The sequence below is a fragment of the Pediococcus pentosaceus ATCC 25745 genome, from assembly GCF_000014505.1.
GTDB classification, from domain to species: Bacteria; Bacillota; Bacilli; order Lactobacillales; family Lactobacillaceae; genus Pediococcus; species Pediococcus pentosaceus.
In genome coordinates this window covers 1532546-1549471 of the sequence record NC_008525.1, presented here as the reverse complement: position 1 = coordinate 1549471, position 16926 = coordinate 1532546, and the positions used below count along the sequence as shown (strand labels likewise).

General features: G+C 37.9%; 18 protein-coding genes. 14 read left to right on the top strand and 4 right to left on the bottom strand.

All coding sequences use genetic code 11. The features are described 5' to 3' along the window. Positions 1 to 14 precede the first annotated feature (14 nt). From PEPE_RS07675 to PEPE_RS07665, 3 genes are all read left to right on the top strand, one after another. Positions 15 to 1355: an MATE family efflux transporter gene (locus tag PEPE_RS07675; protein WP_011673738.1), complete on the top strand. Its 1341-nt coding sequence runs from the start codon at positions 15 to 17 to the stop codon at positions 1353 to 1355. Between the two features lie 68 nt (positions 1356 to 1423). Beyond that, on the top strand, positions 1424 to 1954 hold the full coding sequence (locus PEPE_RS07670; protein WP_011673737.1) for a hypothetical protein: 531 nt from the start codon (positions 1424 to 1426) through the stop codon (positions 1952 to 1954). Positions 1955 to 2057: 103 nt separating this feature from the next. Next, entirely contained in the window at positions 2058 to 2585 is a 528-nt protein-coding gene (locus tag PEPE_RS07665; RefSeq protein ID WP_002832994.1) for a hypothetical protein, read from the top strand. Positions 2586 to 2634: 49 nt separating this feature from the next. On the opposite strand, the gene PEPE_RS07660 is transcribed toward PEPE_RS07665, so the two are convergent. Further along, on the bottom strand, positions 2635 to 3576 hold the full coding sequence (locus PEPE_RS07660) for an ROK family protein (protein WP_011673736.1): 942 nt from the start codon (positions 3574 to 3576) through the stop codon (positions 2635 to 2637). Between the two features lie 132 nt (positions 3577 to 3708). Between PEPE_RS07660 and PEPE_RS07655 the strand changes: the two genes are divergently transcribed. Further along, on the top strand, positions 3709 to 4089 hold the full coding sequence (locus PEPE_RS07655; RefSeq protein WP_011673735.1) for a DUF3899 domain-containing protein: 381 nt from the start codon (positions 3709 to 3711) through the stop codon (positions 4087 to 4089). Here PEPE_RS07655 and yidA read toward each other — a convergent pair. Then, positions 4078 to 4890 carry a sugar-phosphatase gene (gene yidA / locus PEPE_RS07650; protein WP_011673734.1) on the bottom strand — a complete coding sequence of 271 codons (813 nt, stop codon included), beginning with the start codon at positions 4888 to 4890 and terminating at the stop codon, positions 4078 to 4080. The two genes, PEPE_RS07655 and yidA, sit on opposite strands and share 12 nt — an antisense overlap. A gap of 11 nt (positions 4891 to 4901) precedes the next feature. Further along, the gene (locus PEPE_RS07645) at positions 4902 to 6251 is read right to left on the bottom strand and encodes an HD domain-containing protein (RefSeq protein ID WP_002832998.1); all 1350 of its coding nucleotides are present in this window, start codon (positions 6249 to 6251) and stop codon (positions 4902 to 4904) included. A gap of 153 nt (positions 6252 to 6404) precedes the next feature. Here PEPE_RS07645 and PEPE_RS07640 point away from each other — a divergent pair, with 153 nt between their 5' ends. The 6 genes from PEPE_RS07640 to PEPE_RS07615 all read left to right on the top strand — a co-directional run bounded on the left by PEPE_RS07640 (position 6405) and on the right by PEPE_RS07615 (position 12319). Beyond that, complete coding sequence (locus tag PEPE_RS07640) at positions 6405 to 6845, top strand: DUF1934 domain-containing protein (RefSeq protein WP_002832999.1); 441 nt, start codon at positions 6405 to 6407, stop codon at positions 6843 to 6845. A gap of 44 nt (positions 6846 to 6889) precedes the next feature. Next, positions 6890 to 7426, top strand: a complete 537-nt coding sequence (gene rpoE / locus PEPE_RS07635) for a DNA-directed RNA polymerase subunit delta (RefSeq protein WP_002833001.1) — start codon at positions 6890 to 6892, stop codon at positions 7424 to 7426. Between the two features lie 212 nt (positions 7427 to 7638). Next, positions 7639 to 9237 carry a CTP synthase gene (locus PEPE_RS07630; RefSeq protein ID WP_011673733.1) on the top strand — a complete coding sequence of 533 codons (1599 nt, stop codon included), beginning with the start codon at positions 7639 to 7641 and terminating at the stop codon, positions 9235 to 9237. 149 nt (positions 9238 to 9386) lie between these two features. Beyond that, the gene (locus tag PEPE_RS07625) at positions 9387 to 10658 is read left to right on the top strand and encodes a UDP-N-acetylglucosamine 1-carboxyvinyltransferase (protein ID WP_002833004.1); all 1272 of its coding nucleotides are present in this window, start codon (positions 9387 to 9389) and stop codon (positions 10656 to 10658) included. A 25-nt stretch (positions 10659 to 10683) separates the two neighbouring features. Next, complete coding sequence (gene rho, locus PEPE_RS07620; RefSeq protein WP_011673732.1) at positions 10684 to 11970, top strand: transcription termination factor Rho; 1287 nt, start codon at positions 10684 to 10686, stop codon at positions 11968 to 11970. A 103-nt stretch (positions 11971 to 12073) separates the two neighbouring features. Further along, positions 12074 to 12319: a type B 50S ribosomal protein L31 gene (locus PEPE_RS07615; RefSeq protein WP_002833006.1), complete on the top strand. Its 246-nt coding sequence runs from the start codon at positions 12074 to 12076 to the stop codon at positions 12317 to 12319. A 127-nt stretch (positions 12320 to 12446) separates the two neighbouring features. Here PEPE_RS07615 and PEPE_RS07610 read toward each other — a convergent pair whose 3' ends face one another. Next, positions 12447 to 13673: a multidrug efflux MFS transporter gene (locus PEPE_RS07610; protein ID WP_029258135.1), complete on the bottom strand. Its 1227-nt coding sequence runs from the start codon at positions 13671 to 13673 to the stop codon at positions 12447 to 12449. 79 nt (positions 13674 to 13752) lie between these two features. Here PEPE_RS07610 and PEPE_RS07605 point away from each other — a divergent pair, with 79 nt between their 5' ends. From PEPE_RS07605 to PEPE_RS07590, 4 genes are all read left to right on the top strand, one after another. Beyond that, positions 13753 to 14442 carry a class A sortase gene (locus PEPE_RS07605; RefSeq protein ID WP_002833008.1) on the top strand — a complete coding sequence of 230 codons (690 nt, stop codon included), beginning with the start codon at positions 13753 to 13755 and terminating at the stop codon, positions 14440 to 14442. A gap of 90 nt (positions 14443 to 14532) precedes the next feature. Further along, entirely contained in the window at positions 14533 to 15114 is a 582-nt protein-coding gene (locus PEPE_RS07600; protein ID WP_011673730.1) for a LemA family protein, read from the top strand. Between the two features lie 15 nt (positions 15115 to 15129). Continuing rightward, positions 15130 to 16026, top strand: a complete 897-nt coding sequence (gene htpX / locus PEPE_RS07595) for a zinc metalloprotease HtpX (RefSeq protein WP_002833010.1) — start codon at positions 15130 to 15132, stop codon at positions 16024 to 16026. Positions 16027 to 16059: 33 nt separating this feature from the next. Then, entirely contained in the window at positions 16060 to 16842 is a 783-nt protein-coding gene (locus tag PEPE_RS07590; protein ID WP_011673729.1) for a hypothetical protein, read from the top strand. Positions 16843 to 16926 lie beyond the last annotated feature (84 nt).

The window sequence follows — 16926 nt, the reverse complement described above, 5'->3', positions numbered from 1 at the left end:
AACGGAGGATTTACATGGATAGTATTTTAACTAAGGGAAGTCCCATCAAGGGCATTATTTTGTTCAGTATCCCACTTCTTTTGGGAAATATTTTCCAACAGATTTATACGCTTTCTGATACCTTGATTGTTGGTCGAGTAGTCGGTGTACAAGCATTGGCTTCTGTCGGGGCAACCAATGGACTTACTTTTTTGATTATTGGATTTGCGCAAGGGATGACAACGGGGTTATCGATTATTACGGCTCAGCACTATGGGGCTGGGGATGTTAAAGCAGTTAAGCAAAGTTTTGCTACGAGTATTTGGATTTGTGGCGTATTCGCCTTAATGCTGACGGTAGTTAGTGTACTGGCGGCTAGACCGTTGCTAGAAATGATGCAAACCCCAGCTAACATTATTGACGGTGCCACGACCTTTTTGACGATCATTTTTGGTGGTGTGCTTGCAACTATGTTTTTTAACCTTTTCTCCAATATGTTACGTGCGTTGGGAAATAGTCGTTTGCCACTCGTATTTTTGGTAATCGCCTGTATTATCAACGTGGTATTGGATATTATTTTGATTGTCTTTTTACACATGGGAGTTGCTGGAGCCGGAATTGCTACGGTTACGGCCCAATTAATCTCATGCTTTCTATGCTGGTTCTATATTAAGTCTCACGTTCCGGTTTTATCGCTTGAAGTAAAAGAAATTAAAACAAATATGAAATTGGTTCGTGAACAAATCAAGATTGGATTACCAATGGGGTTCCAGGCGTCCATTATCGCGATTGGGTCAATTATCCTACAAATTTCTTTGAACCATCTTGGATCATCAGCAATTGCTGCTTATACTGCTGCTGGAAAAGTCGATCAGCTAGCAACGCAGCCAATGATGTCACTGGGGATCACAATGGCAACCTTTACGGCTCAAAATTATGGGGCCAAAAAATTTAAACGTATTTTGAAAGGTATTCGTCAAACGTTGATCACTTCGGTCGCTTACAGTTTTATTGTGGGTGCTTTAATTATTTTGAATAGTCGCGTACTGGTTAATCTATTTATTGGAAATTCAGAACAACATATCACCAACTTGGCGCATGAATATTTTGTGATCGTTAGTGCGAGTTATTTCTTGCTAGCAATCTTGTTCATCATCCGATATACCTTACAAGGATTCGGAAAGAGTGTGGCCCCAACGATGGCTGGGGTAGCCGAATTGATTTCAAGGATGTTAGTGGGACTCTTTGTGGTTCCGGCTTTTGGATTTTGGGGAGCATGTACCGCTAACCCATTGGCTTGGTTAGGTTCAAATTTAGTATTAGTTTATTCATACGTTCAAGTTGTACGACAATTGAGAAAACGTGCTGAGCCGTAGAAAATGCTAAAAGAGCGTGAACACGATATAATCGAGGTATAGAAAGTAAATGCGTTGGGGGTAGAGTGATGATTTTTACTTATAACGTTCTAAAGAATGTAATTGATACCGGGAAACCGATTATCATTAATGATCAGAGTCAAATTAAAAAAATGGATAGTGATCAAATCGATGCAATCACCTTCATTTCAGAATTGAGAAATGAAAGAGATTACTATGCTTTCTTAGAATTAAACCCAGGAAAAGGCATTGTTTTTTATTCCGATGGTAACACCTTTGATGGCTTTACGGTTTTTGAGATCCCCTTAAGTGAGTTTTATTTCGAAGTGAATACAGAAAAGGGCGTCATTGATATTGAAGACGGAGTTGGAAATCAAACTGATTTTCTAGATCTCTTTACAGGACCAGTTATCGAGGATTTAACTAAAAAATATCGTAATGCTACTGATGAAGAAATTATCCAGAGTAATGAATATCAAATGGCGGATCGTTATATTAGTGTTTATCTGGGCTACAGCGATGGAGATGAACAAAAGGTCAATTTAACCTTGTTGAAATTCGCAATGGCGATTTATATCGACCAAAATGAATCAAAATAATTCCAGTAATTTTACAGTAAGATTACAACTGTTGCTTTTTTGATTGCAGGGAGTATAATTTCTTCTGTTCCAGTATTTATGGTTATTTTTTGGAGGAAGAAAAATGATTTTTAAATATGATGTTTTATCAAAAGTGATCGAAGAAGATAAAACAATCAAAATCAACGAAAACAGCTACATCACTAAGATCAAAGGTTTAAACGGCATTGATTATAGTGTGAGTGATCATAATCGTCACGATTACTATGTATTCTTGCCGCTTAACGACGATGAAGGTGTAGTAATTAGCACGGACAATCATACCGGACTGGGTTTTGAATTGTTGAGAATACCTAAGCGAGAGTTTTGTTTGGGAATTAATACAAATAATAATTTTGTCGATTACTATGATGGACCAGGAACACAGACGGATTTTCCTGATGTAATTGAACAAGAAGAACTTGATCAAAAGTATATTCAATACAACGATGCTAGTGACGAAGAATTAAAAGAAACTAAGCTATACCAACAGGTGGATACATGTGTAAGTAAATACTTACGGGTTAGTTCAGGTCTAGAAGAAGCCTTGAACTTAGCTATTATCCGCTTAGCGTTCTTGGCTCATACTGTTAACCAACGTGCGGTGGCATAGTTTATAGAACAAAATAAAAAGGAGTTATGGCTTAGGCCGTAACTCCTTTTTATTCCGCTTTGTTATCTGTAGGTTGCATAAAGTCCAAGTGATCCAAAGCATTATAAAATGCACCGAAAAGGTCAGTATCCTGTTTAAAAATCGAAGTTTCAATTACCGGCATTTCCAGCATTTCTTTGAGGACCGGAATCGTTTCTCGAATAATTTGAATTTGGTGATTAATTTCAGGAACGAGAATACTCTGATTACTAATTCGTCCACTAATGACGTACTTATTAAGATCAAGAACGGCCTGCGTATTCACAATCATATAAGCTACATTTCGACAATATGCGTTAAACATTTCGCGAGCGTTAGCATCTCCATTTTCAATTGCCTTAAATACTTTGATATCGTCATTGGGATCAGATAACTCTAACGCACTGCCGATGGTGTTAATCATTTTTGAGGCAGAACAGGCGTTGAACATGATATCTTCAGGTTGATGATTTTCAACCGTTGGATTGGCAATAATCATGCCAATTCCGCCCGCTTGTAAGTGGGAACCAGAAAAAATCTGGTGATTTAAAACTAAGCCAGAACTTACACCATCATCAAGGGCGATGGTTGCTCCGTTAGTGACACCCTTTAAATTACCATTCCATTGAGAAGCTAAAGTAACACAAAAACCAGTACTTTCCATCGACACCGGTAATTCGTAGCGAGTGGCAAGGATTTTTCCAAGGCTGAGTCCGTGGAGCATGGGCAACGAGCCCCCCTGATAAATTACGCCATCTTTTGGGTCGACTTGGCCAGGAACACTAAGTCCGATTCCATAAATCGATTTAAGATGGTCAGTAACAATTTCATAAATTTGTTTTAGAAAATTTTCAACGCTATCGGTTGGCGTTGGAACTTGTTTTTTTACTTTAAGACTGCCACTTTCGTCAAATAGTGCGTAACGAATAAAAGATGCACTGATGGCGATACTTAAGTAGTTCGTATTATTCATATAATCATTCCTTTGTGTCATTATTATACATTGATTGAGAACGATTTCAAAGTTACGAATGAGGAATAAAGTTTTAATTAGTAAAAAAAGACGCTATAGTAGTAAGCAATACCAGACTGAAGAGGTAAGACTATGAAAGTATTTAATCTATTAAATAAATTAAGCACCGAAGCAGTTATTTTTATTATTTTGGTAGTAGGGGGATTAATTTTTAAAGGAACCTACATCGTAAGTAATATTTATTTTATTTTAGGGATGCTTTTACTATTATGGGGAATTTTAGCAATTTTATTCAACGCTCACTTATTTAGTGGATGGAAATTAAATGGCAATCGAAAAAACAGTGAATTTGTTGAAAAAATTGAGCATAAAGCTGTCCAGTCTAAAACTGAGCGGGCAAAAGAAATTGCTGCACAAAAAAACGAGCCCATGCGGTTCACCCCATTTACTCGTTTAATACTAAGCTATGCTTTGATTCTAATTGTTAATGCGATCCTAGTTTCATTTTTCTAGTACAAATTTTTGAATGGCTTTGGCAACGCCACTTTCGTTATTATTGGCCGTAATGAATTGTGCATTTTGTTTAACTTCATCAATTGCATTTTCCATTGCTACACCAGTTCCGGCAGCTTTAATCATGGAAAGGTCATTACCTTGATCACCAATTGCCATGACTTGGTCTAAAGTAAGGTTAAGACGTGCAGCTAACTCAGTTACAGCATTACCTTTGCTAACGTTTTGGGGCATAAGTTCAATAAAGTATGGTTCACTTTGAACGACGCTAAAGTTGTCTTGGAACTTAGCAAAAATCTGGTCGCGCGCTTTACTTAAAACTTTAGGATCATCAATGAACATTACCTTGGGCATTTCTAAGTTAGGGTCCATTTCATTAACGGCGCGATAGCGAAGACCCATTTCAACTAGAAAACTTTCACCTACCGTATAAGTGCTGATATTCTTATTGGCAGTGTAAATGTGATTTTTACCATCTACGTGGAAATGCACACCAATTTTACGGCTAAATGCTTCAGCAGTGAGATAGTCTTCAAAGGAAAGTGTGTGTTTAATGAGGGTTTCGCCAGTCAGAGTTTGAGCGAGTGCTCCATTATAAGTGACGGCATATTCCTTTTCGTTAGTAAGGTCTAGTTGGGTGAGGTAACGTTGAATTCCTGTAATGGGACGTCCGGTACAAAGGACGACGTTAATCCCGATTTTAGAAGCAGCGTTGATGGCCGCGATATTTGCTTCTGTAAGTTGTTTGTTGTCATTTAAAAGGGTGCCATCAAGGTCGATGGCGATTAATTTTATACTCAAGATTATTACTCCTAACTAATTATATTGTTTTTGATATGAGCTTGAAAAGCTTCAAAAGTATCTGTAAACAAACTCTCGTTACTATCTATAAGCATTTCCTTGGGGAAAAAGAAGCGCTCGTCACGAGAAACTTTACCTGAAATTGCTCGTACTAAATCACTAACGGTCGAAAGTTCGACTAGGCTACCATCCGATTGCATTAGTTCAATTTGAGTCCGTGGTTTTTTAGAGGTTGGATCATAGGCATCATATGGTAAGTCATAACTGTCATTTTCAGCAGTATAATATTCAGAATCAAAACCAGCTTCAGCCACCAATTGTTTTAATTCAGGTAGAAGACTCCGCGTTTGATCGGTGATGCGTGCTGATTTTAAAGGAACACGATCCAAGAAGCGATGGGCAAGATCACTCAAAATAGGATCTTCATCATCCACCCATTGAAGAAAATACGTATTTAGGACGCCATCATCTAGTTTTAAATAATCATCTAACGTAAAATTTTCATCAAAAAATGGCATTAAGTAATGAGGTTGAAAGTTACGTTGTCGATGGTTAGCTCGCTCAGACTGATATAGCTGGTTAGCTAACTTTAAGAGATGTCCAAGAATGACCTCCATAGAACGGGAAACAGAATGAAAATAAACCTGAACGTACATTTGAAAACGACTTACAATAAAATCCTCGACGGCATGAATGCCACTCATTTGAAAGGCGATACCATGCTCATAAGGACGCATCACACGTAAGATGCGGGTTAAATCAAAGTTTCCGTAGTTAGTTCCGGTGTAGTATGAATCACGTAAAAGATAATCCATACGGTCGGCATCAATTTGGCTAGAAATTAGCTGTACTACTTGTGGATTAGGATAATCATGGCTAATTACAGAAGCGACCTTTGTTGGAAAGTCGGGACTAATACGTCGTAAAACTTGGTTAACTTCGGTTTGAGGGTCCGTAATAATCCGGGTAGTAAATTTTTCATGGTCGGTATTAAAAATATGTTCAAATGTATGCGAGTAAGCCCCATGACCAATATCATGTAAGAGGGCGGCACAAAGCGTTACTAACCGTTCATCATTATTCCACAATCCATCACTGGGAGTTTTTGAAGGATAATTTCGAGCAAAGCTTTCAACGATGCGACGTGCTACTTCATAACATCCTAATGAATGTGAAAAGCGGGTGTGTTCAGCTCCATGAAACACAAAGGAAGTGGTTCCCAATTGATGAATTCGACGAAGACGCTGAAATTCTTTAGTATTAATCAAGTCTAAAATGACTTGGTCTTGAACATAAACGTAGTCATGGATAGGATCACGAAAGACTTTCTCCATCGGTAAACGTTGATTTTCTTGGGACATCTTACTACCTTCTTACTTTGTAATTTTAAAAAGAAACATCTAACTAAAATTATACAAGTTTTAAGGTGAGATTGTAAAAGCTTAAAGCTAGAATAATATATGAAATGAATTATAATTATTACATTAGAACAGTGAACAAAGAGGAGGATTCAAATGGCTGGATTAAACAATGGCATTCCAATTGAAATCCATTTAGAGACATTTATTGAACAAGAAGGTGAAAAAACACACCTAGCTTTTGACGAACCAGGACAGATTTTTAAAATGGGCGATTCACTTTACTTAAGATATCAGGAAAAAAATGAAGAAACTGGAAAAAAATCACCCGTAACCATGAAAATTGATGGGGATGGCAATGTCCTATTAACACGTTCGTCTGAGAGTGAAATGCGTTTGCGTTTTGCTAACGGTAAAAGAATTGAAGCGCGGTATCGCACGCCTTACGGACTTTTTCCGATTGAAACAGTAACACCATTTCTAGAGATAGAACTCCAAGAAGGACCCCTGGCGGGAAGGGTAAATATTGATTACCAACTTTTTGCAGGAGAACAGTTGATTGGTAACTACAAAATCCGATTGCAATTTACTGCTTAATTGTAGTATTATTTGAGATAGACTGTGGAAAGGACGTGCACCAGTTGGAATTAGAAAATTTTAAGGGTCAAAACAAAAACGAACTCTCAATGATCGAAGTTGCCCACGCTATTTTAGCTAAGAGTGGTGAACCAATGGCTTTTGTTGATTTAGCCAACGCGGTTCAGAGTTATTTAGATAAGACAGATGAGGAATTTAGAAATCGATTATCACAATTTTATACTGATTTAAACGTTGACGGAAGTTTTATTTCCTTGGGCGAAAATACATGGGGACTTCGTACTTGGTACCCATTCGAATCAATTGATGAAGCCTTAATTCACGCTGAAGATGAAGACGAAGACCGTCCTGTACGTAAAAAACGTAAGAAGGTTAATGCCTTTCTTGCTGATGCAGCTGATGACGATGATGTAATTGACTACGATTCTGATGATCCAGAAGATGAAGAAGTCGAAGCTGAAGATACTACATCAGATGACGCTCCAGCATTTGAAGATCTTTCTAACGATGACGATACTGATGTTCTTCCAGATGGAATTGAAGGTCAACTATCAGAATTAAACGAAGATGACGAAAACTAAATATACAAACTTGACTTATAGTCTGTAACTCTGTATTATATTTTTTGGGCTCTGGAGATCCTTTTGAGGATTTTTCAGACAATGAACGGTAATACCCCCTATTCTCAGAATAGGGGGTATTTTTATTGTTGTATCAGTATTTCAACAGTAAAAACAACTGTTTTGCGTTTCCTAATTTAACCAGTCATAAATGTTAGAAAAGGAGAATTTTAATGACCAAATATATTTTTGTTACAGGTGGGGTTGTTTCATCTTTAGGTAAGGGGATTGTTGCTGCATCCCTTGGACGTCTTTTGAAGAATCGTGGACTTAAGGTTACGATTCAAAAGTTTGATCCATATATTAACGTGGATCCAGGAACGATGAGTCCTTACCAACATGGTGAAGTTTTTGTTACTGATGATGGAACAGAAACAGATTTAGATTTAGGCCACTATGAACGTTTTATCGATATCAACTTAAACAAGTATTCTAACGTTACAACTGGAAAGATTTATTCAGAAGTATTACGTAAAGAACGTCATGGCGATTATCTTGGAGCAACTGTCCAAGTTATTCCTCATATTACGGACGCAATTAAAGAAAAAATTATGCGCGCTGGTAAAGTGACTGATTCTGATATCGTAATCACTGAAATTGGTGGAACGGTTGGGGACATCGAGTCACTTCCTTTCTTGGAAGCTATTCGTCAGATGAAGAGTCAAGCCGGATCAGAAAATGTTTTCTACATCCACACGACTTTGGTTCCATACCTAAAAGCTGCAGGGGAAATGAAGACAAAGCCAACGCAACACAGTGTTAAAGAACTTCGTGGTTTGGGAATTCAACCTAATATGTTGGTTGTTCGTACAGAAGAAGATATCACAGATGGTATGCGTTCGAAGATTGCTGCATTCTGTGATGTTGAGCCAGAAGCTGTAATTGAATCTCAAGATGTTGCAAGTTTATACGAAATTCCATTGAACTTAAAAGCACAAAAGATGGACGACATTGTGATGGACCACTTTGGTTTGCAAGCACCACAAGCAGACATGTCTAAGTGGGAAGATCTTGTCGATCACGTTAATAACCGTTTGAACCATACCATTAACATTGCATTGGTTGGTAAATACGTTGCCTTACAAGATGCTTATATCTCGGTGAATGAAGCGTTAAAACATGCAGGTTATGTTGTCGATGCCGACATTAAGATTACCAAAATTGATTCAGAAAAACTTACTAAGGAAAATGTTGCTGAACAACTTGCCGGGCAAGATGGAATCATTGTTCCTGGTGGCTTTGGTGATCGTGGGATTGAAGGAATGATTCATTCCATTCAATATGCTCGTGAAAATGATGTGCCATTCTTAGGAATTTGTTTAGGAATGCAAATGGCCAGCGTTGAATTTGCTCGTAACGTATTGGGTTACCAAGATGCTAATTCGGCTGAAATGGATCCAGCAACTAAGCACAACATTATTGATTTAATGGCTGATCAAGAAGGTGTTAAAGATATGGGTGGAACTCAACGCCTCGGTCTTTACCCATGCAAGCTTAAAGAAGGATCTGTAGCTGCCGCCGCTTATAACAACCAAGAAATGATTGAAGAACGTCATCGTCATCGTTTTGAATTTAACAATGACTATCGTGCCGAAATGGAAGCTAAGGGTCTTGTATTCTCAGGAACTTCACCAGACAATCGTTTAGTAGAAGTAATTGAGTTACCAGAAAAGAAATTCTTCGTGGCAGCTCAATATCACCCAGAATTTTTATCACGTCCACAACGTCCAGAAGGATTATTTAAGGCATTTATCGCTGCTGCAAATAAATAAGCATAAAAATAGTCGAATTTTTCGGCTATTTTTTTATTTGTTGCGTTCATGAGGTTGTATTTTTGGAACAAATTATTTATGATTGAGGTTGACTGTAAAATACATTCCTTAATTTTAAAGTACTTAAAGTTCGTTTGTGAGGAAAAACCATGAAAAAAATGATAATCAAGGGTGGACAGCGACTGTCTGGAGAAGTGACCATCGGTGGTGCTAAAAATAGTACCGTTGCGTTGATTCCGGCTGCAATTTTGGCGGATACTCCAGTACGGTTTGATTCAGTGCCCGACATACTTGACGTGCATAACTTAATGATTATCCTTGAATCGATGAATGTTCATTCAACGTTTGAGGATGGAGTTATGGTGATTGATCCAACTGAAATTGTTGAGAATCCATTGCCTAGTAAGGCAATTAAGAGCTTACGAGCATCATATTACTTTATGGGCTCTTTACTTGGTCGTTTCAAGCGTTCAACAGTTACATTTCCAGGTGGAGATAATATTGGTCCAAGACCAATTGATCAGCATATTAAAGGCTTCAAAGCCTTAGGTGCCAACGTTACAGAAGATGAAGATACAGTGTACATTTCAGCATATGATCGTGGACTCCATGGAGCGCACATCTTTTTAGATGTGGTTTCTGTAGGAGCAACGATCAATGTTATTTTGGCTGCCGTTAAGGCCCAAGGTATTACAACGATTGAAAACGCAGCACGTGAACCCGAGATTATTGATTTAGCAATGTTTTTAAATAATATGGGGGCTAAAATTCGTGGAGCAGGGACTGATGTTATCCGAATTGAAGGTGTAGATAAGTTGGTTTCTACAGCTACGCATACCATTATTCCGGATCGAATTGAGGCTGGAACCTATTTGTCTTTAGCTACGGCTGTGGGGGATGGTGTGATGGTAAATAATATTATTCCAGAACACCTAGAATCGTTTACTTCAAAGATGCTTGAACTTGGCGTCGATATTAAAATTGATGGCGATAAGATTTTTGTTCCTAAAGTGGATCAATTAAAAGCAATTGAAGTCAATACGAGTCCTTTCCCTGGATTTGCGACTGATTTGCAACAACCTTTGACGGCTTCCCTATTAAAAGCAACTGGTCAAAGTGTTGTTAATGATCATATTTATCCAGAACGTATCAAACACGTAATTGAATTACAAAAAATGGGTGCTAAGATTAAACATGCTGATGGAGTGATTTATATTAATCATTCTGAAAAACTTACGGGCGCTGAAGTTGAGGCTGGAGAAATTCGGGCAGGGGCTTGTTTAATGATTGCAGCCTTTATGGCCCAAGGCACTACAACCATCACCCGAGCAGATAACATCCTACGTGGATACGACAGTTTGGTTAAAAAACTAACTAAGCTCGGAGCGGATGTTTCAATCACGACCGACAATACATTGTAGTCAAAGATATAGGAGAGTTAAGTCGATGGATAATTTTTTAACAATGAATGACTTGCAAGAAATGACTCTCAAAGAAATATACGGCCTTGCCCGTGAATATAAGATTTCATATTACAGCCAGATGAACAAGAAGGAATTGTCTCTGGCTGTTTTGCGTGCTCAGGCTAAAAAGAAGTCATTTGTTGAAATGGAAGGCGTTTTAGATATCGTTGGAAATGATGGATATGGTTTTTTACGGCCAATCAACTATGGTTCTTCGCAAGAAGATATCTATATTTCAGCATCGCAAATCACACGTTTCGGTTTGCGTAATGGGGATTTAGTTGGTGGTGAAGCTCGCCATCCCAAACCAGGTGAACGGTATTATGGATTAATGCGGGTTACTTCAGTGAATAATAAGGACCCAGAAGAAGCTAAGCAACGTCCTCATTTTCCAGCTCTAACCCCCATCTACCCCAATCAACAATTAAAATTAGAAACAACTTCTAATATTTTATCAACGCGATTAGTTGATTTGTTTTCACCAATTGGATTTGGACAACGTGGTCTGGTAGTAGCACCACCTAAAGCAGGAAAAACCACTTTACTAAAGGCTATTGCTAATGGGATTACCACCAACTATCCAGATGTGAAGCTCATCGTTTTACTAATCGATGAGCGACCAGAAGAAGTAACAGATTTAGAACGCTCGATTAAGGGAGAAGTGGTTTATTCCACCTTTGATCAAGAACCCCGGAATCATACTCGTGTTTCAGAATTAGTATTACAACGGGCGCTTCGTCTAGTAGAAGATAAACAAGATGTTGTTGTCTTACTAGATTCACTTACGCGATTAACCCGTGCATATAATTTAGTGACCTCCCCTAGTGGTCGAACACTTTCTGGTGGGGTTGATCCGGCAGCGTTTTATAAGCCTAAAAAATTCTTTGGCTCTGCTCGAAATATTGAAGAGGGTGGATCACTTACCATCATTGGGACAGCTTTGGTTGATACAGGAAGCCGGATGGATGATGTGATTTATGAAGAATTCAAAGGTACGGGTAATTCAGAGCTAGTCTTATCACGGAATTTAGCTGAGCGCAGAGTATTTCCAGCGTTAGATATCCGCCAGTCAGGAACTCGTAAAGAGGAACTAATGGTCTCAAAAGATATACTTAATCAGCTTTGGGATATTCGCCGGTCGATGCGTGGAGATGCTCTGGAGTATACGGAACAAGTGCTTAAGTTATTGAAAAACACTAAAAACAACGAAGCGTTTATTGCTAACTTAAAGAATTTAAATTTAGGTCCTAATGGTAGTAAAAAATCTTAATCGACCTTGTTTAAGTTGTTTTTCTATGCTATTATTGGGGACGTTGATTTATAATAAATAACTATGACTCAGCAAATGACTCATGGCAAAGGAGCGTAATATCATGAAAAAAGGAATTCATCCAGACTATCATCCAGTTGTATTTCAAGATTCAGCAACTGGTTTTAAGTTCTTGTCAGGTTCAACTGTAGGTTCAGCTGAAACAATCAAGTGGGAAGACGGTAACGAATACCCATTGATTCGTGTGGAAATCACATCTGACTCACATCCTTTCTACACAGGACGTCAAAAGTTCCAACAAGCAGACGGTACTGTTGCAAAATTCAACAAAAAGTACGGTTTGGCTTAATTATAACCATTGGTTATCAAAAAGAGGCACCGCTGAATTTATCAGTGGTACCTCTTTTTTTGTGGTCTGAAATATAGTTTAGGATTGCTTCTCAGTAATCAACATAACACAGCGTTACTAACTTGATTTATGCTACTGATCGTCCGTTTAACCAACGGAATAAGATAAAGTTAATTAAAACTAATACAGAAGTAGCAATAAAGACAGCGTTATAGTCAAATAAACCAGAGACTGCAGAGCCTAGTAATGGGCCAATCATATTTCCGAGTGCTTGGAAAGACTGGTTCCAACTAAATACACGCCCAGTTACCGCAGCAGGTGTTCGTTTAGATAAAATACTCTGAACCGCTGGTAGCATCGCTCCATCAGAAATTCCGATAAAGAAGCGGAAAACTCCTAGCCAAAAAATAGAAGGAACAAAGGCCATTGGAATGTAGAATACCATGGCGAAGAGAAAGGCCACGGAAAGAACTTTTTCGGTTCCAATCTGGTCCCCAAGTTCTCCTAAGCGCGGAGCCGCTAACATGTTAGCAATTCCCGGAATTGCAGCAATTAAACCAGCAACCATTGTTACACCAGCCCCATTATGCATTAATTCTTTAACGTATAAACTAATAATCGGCGCGATTGAATTATTAGATGCTTGAATAATCATCGTTGTGATAAACATGCCGAATACGGCCTTAGGCTGATTTAGTTTACCAATTACCTCTCGAGCAGAAAGCGAACCAGATTCACTTTCTACGGGAACGAAGTGTTCATGTACCAAGAAGAAACTTAGGAAAAAGACGATTAGTAATAAACCACCTGTAATAAAGAAAGTTACTCGATATGAAAAAATAGAAGCTAGTGCACCACCAATGAGGGGACCTAGTAGAGATCCGGATACAGGACCAGTAGATAAAATACCAAGTGCATAACCACTTTTTTCTTTAGGAGTTTCGGTAGCGATGAGTGCATTGGAGTTACTAATATAACCTGCAAAAACACCTTGTAATAAACGAAGGCCAATCAGTTGAAAGACGTTTTGAACAAGGCCCATTGCGCCTAAGACGAAAGCCATTCCGAGTGAAGCTCTTAAAATCATTACTTTTCTTCCACGCTTATCCGCAATTTTTCCCCAAATTGGAGAAATAATTGCTAAAATTAAGAAAGTAGAAGAATAAGTTAGACCACTATAAAAAGATAGTTGCGATTTTGAGAAGTCACCGAGTGTGTTGACATAAAGCGACAAAAACGGCATAATCTCACTAAATGCGACCCCGGCTATGAAGGTTCCGAACCAAAGCACAAAAAGATTTTGTTCCCAAGGTTCACGTTTCTTTCTAGATTGTCCTTTTCGATTGAAAAACATCATAAAAAGCCCTCTTTCAAAAAAGATATACCAATATACAATACCATAAAAATTAAAAATAGTAATGGAGCAAAAGTCAATGAGTAAAAAACTAAAAAATTGGTTAGTTTCGATTGGATTAACATTATTGGTGCTACTAAGTTTAGCGATGATTTTTAATCGTCAAATCAAAACATGGATGGTAGCACAATATAATCCAGAGGTGAACGAGAAAGTGGTTGCTAAAAACACTGAAAAGAAAGCCAATTTTGACTATACAAAAGTAAAATCATTGGATTGGCAGACGGTCCTAAAGGCACGGACTTCGGAGAAAAGAATTAAAGTGATTGGTGAAATTGTTTACCCTGATATAAACATACACCTTCCGATCGGCAAAGGGGTCGATAATCTTACGTTGGCGTTGGCGGCGGGAACTTTAAAAGAAAATCAGCGAATGGGTGAAGGTAACTACGCATTGGCTGGACATCATATGGTTGATAAAAATGTTTTATTTAGTCCGCTTTATTGGAAAGCCAAAATTGGGCAAAAGGTTTATTTGACAGATGAGACCAATATTTATGAGTATCGGGTAGACACCCGTAAATTTATAAAGGCGACCGATGTGCAAGTAGTTGACGATATTAAAGGTAAGAAAATTTTAACGTTGGTTACCTGTGATGATACGGGAGCGGGTCGTTTGATGATTCGGGCTAAATTTATCAAGAAAATGAGTCATACCAAGGCTCCGGAAGCAGTTCAAAAAGAGTTTTCAGAAAAGTTTAATCGTTAAGAAAATTTAGTGTTCAAATTCATATAATTTGCTTGACGAATTTGTTACTATTAATATCATATATAGGAAGTTTTGAAAGGATGGGATTGAATGGTAGGAATGATAATAGCACTAATTGTAATTGTGGTGATTGTAATTGCGATCGTCTCAATGTACAACGGCTTGGTAAAAGCTAGAACCTATACACAGGAATCATGGAGCCAAATTAGCGTTCAAATGAAGCGTCGAAATGATTTGATTCCTAATCTTGTAAATACGGTTAAGGGATATGCAGCCCATGAAAAAGATACTTTAAGTAAAGTGGTGGCACTTCGTAATCAATTAGTGGATCAGACTGATAATTCAGCCCCTTCTACTAAACAACGTGAAGAGATTATGAAAACTTCTAACCAGATTAGTGACTCACTTAAAAGTATTTTTGCTTTATCTGAAAGTTATCCTGACTTGAAGGCTAACCAAGAATTTACTAAATTAATGGAAGAATTAACTAATACAGAAAATAAAATTGCTTATTCTCGTCAACTATATAATTCGAGTGTAGCAAGTTACAACATTAAACTACAATCTTTCCCTAATAATTTAATTGCTGGGATGGGTGGATTTAAGCCGGTTGATTATCTTCAAGTTCCTGAAGAAGAAACTAAAAACCCAACCGTTTCATTTGATAAATAATTAAGAGGTCGATTAATGTTATATCAACAGATTGCAAGTAATAAGCGAAAGACCGTTTATGTGATGATCGGTTTTGCTATCTTAGTATTGTTTATTGGTGCTGCAGTTGGTTATGTTTTCTATGATAGTGCAATGGCAGGGATTATTATGGCGGCAGTAATTGCCGCTATTTATATGGCCATGATGATTGCCAATTCTACTAATGTCGTGATGGGAATGAATCACGCAACTGAAATTAGTGAAGCCGATCATCCGGAAATTTGGCATATTGTAGAAGACATGGCCTTGGTAGCTAATATACCAATGCCCAAGGTTTATATTGTTAACGATGCCAGCCCTAATGCATTTGCAACAGGAAATAGCCCTAAAAATGCTGCCGTAGCAGTGACTACTGGTATTTTAGAACGGCTTAATCGAGAAGAACTTGAAGGCGTAATTGGACACGAAGTTTCACACATTCGAAATTATGATATTCGCCTTTCGACCATCGCCTTGGCATTATCTTCGGCGATCGCAATGCTAGTAAATATTGGAATGCGCTCATTTTGGTGGGGCGGGGGACGACGTCGCAATGATAATGACAATGAAGGCGGAAGTTTGGAAATTGTGATGATGATTATTTCCATCGTATTGGTTATTTTAGGTCCAATTGCCACAACTATCGCTCAATTGGCTTTATCACGAAATCGAGAATATCTCGCCGATGCCTCTAGCGTTGAATTAACACGTAACCCACTGGGGCTAATCCATGCTCTACAAAAGATATCGGTCAGTGAACCGATGAAAGAAGCCGATCCAAGTAGTGCTGCACTTTATATCTCTGATCCATTTAAAAAGAAACGTACCATGGCACATCTATTTGATACGCATCCACCAATTGAAGATCGCATTCAACGTTTGGAAAGAATGTAAGTATATAGTTAATTGAAAGAGAGTTATGGGATCATGCGTGATGACTATATTTTTGTACATTTAGAATCAATTGTTAATTTAATTTATTCGCGCGGGATTACGGCAAATGATTTCCTAAAGGGAGTCTTGCAAATACCAACCAATATTTTATTATTAAATCGGGAAGTCAGTGATGATTTAACGATTGATAATCATACATTTTTAAATGAAATTAATGGCGCTAAAAAAGTTAGTGAGTATTTAATTGGAAACCATGGCCCACGCAATTGGATTGATTTTTCTCAGCGAGATGCGTTGAGTGAGCTCACGCCGGCTGATATTGCTAATCTTTTATATATGGGGCATATGAAAACTCATAATGATACGCCATTTTCGTATAAGCTCCAAAACGACTATGTTTATTTAGACATTGGCGAAAATCAGGTGAAGACCTATTATCGTCGTCTAAAAAATTTTTATTTAGTTTTGAATCAATCTATTATTCGTCATGCTGAACAAGCTTATAACGAGCATCGAATTGTATTTCGTCGGGGAAATAAATTTGCTGAATTACCAGCTGGAATGGTTCGACAATTAATTCCTGTGTTAGGAGAAGGATTAATTTTTGCGTTTGATCAAGCTTTTGAGCAAGATCGCGAATATCGAATCCCGATTTTGATTGCTAGCGACAGTAATTTGGCTCCTACGTTACGCAGCAAAGATTCACTTTATAATAATGCCCAACAAATTGCGATTTTGAAATATAATCTACGTAGTAAACATTGGCATTTTATTATTACTAACCCGCAAGCCTTTGATGCGGATGCATTATATTAAATTGAGAACTTGTGTCAGATAAGATATAAGTTCTCTTTTTTAGCAAAAAAGGGTAATTATTTTGGGGATAAGATGTTTAGTCTA

Coding starts and splice junctions, on each gene's coding strand:
- PEPE_RS07675 (WP_011673738.1), top strand. CDS start 15: ATGGATAGTATTTTAACTAAGGGAAGTCCCATCAAGGGCATTATTTTG.
- PEPE_RS07670 (WP_011673737.1), top strand. CDS start 1,424: ATGATTTTTACTTATAACGTTCTAAAGAATGTAATTGATACCGGGAAA.
- PEPE_RS07665 (WP_002832994.1), top strand. CDS start 2,058: ATGATTTTTAAATATGATGTTTTATCAAAAGTGATCGAAGAAGATAAA.
- PEPE_RS07660 (WP_011673736.1), bottom strand. CDS start 3,576: ATGAATAATACGAACTACTTAAGTATCGCCATCAGTGCATCTTTTATT.
- PEPE_RS07655 (WP_011673735.1), top strand. CDS start 3,709: ATGAAAGTATTTAATCTATTAAATAAATTAAGCACCGAAGCAGTTATT.
- PEPE_RS07645 (WP_002832998.1), bottom strand. CDS start 6,251: ATGTCCCAAGAAAATCAACGTTTACCGATGGAGAAAGTCTTTCGTGAT.
- PEPE_RS07640 (WP_002832999.1), top strand. CDS start 6,405: ATGGCTGGATTAAACAATGGCATTCCAATTGAAATCCATTTAGAGACA.
- PEPE_RS07630 (WP_011673733.1), top strand. CDS start 7,639: ATGACCAAATATATTTTTGTTACAGGTGGGGTTGTTTCATCTTTAGGT.
- PEPE_RS07625 (WP_002833004.1), top strand. CDS start 9,387: ATGAAAAAAATGATAATCAAGGGTGGACAGCGACTGTCTGGAGAAGTG.
- rho (WP_011673732.1), top strand. CDS start 10,684: ATGGATAATTTTTTAACAATGAATGACTTGCAAGAAATGACTCTCAAA.
- PEPE_RS07615 (WP_002833006.1), top strand. CDS start 12,074: ATGAAAAAAGGAATTCATCCAGACTATCATCCAGTTGTATTTCAAGAT.
- PEPE_RS07610 (WP_029258135.1), bottom strand. CDS start 13,673: ATGTTTTTCAATCGAAAAGGACAATCTAGAAAGAAACGTGAACCTTGG.
- PEPE_RS07605 (WP_002833008.1), top strand. CDS start 13,753: ATGAGTAAAAAACTAAAAAATTGGTTAGTTTCGATTGGATTAACATTA.
- PEPE_RS07600 (WP_011673730.1), top strand. CDS start 14,533: ATGGTAGGAATGATAATAGCACTAATTGTAATTGTGGTGATTGTAATT.
- htpX (WP_002833010.1), top strand. CDS start 15,130: ATGTTATATCAACAGATTGCAAGTAATAAGCGAAAGACCGTTTATGTG.
- PEPE_RS07590 (WP_011673729.1), top strand. CDS start 16,060: ATGCGTGATGACTATATTTTTGTACATTTAGAATCAATTGTTAATTTA.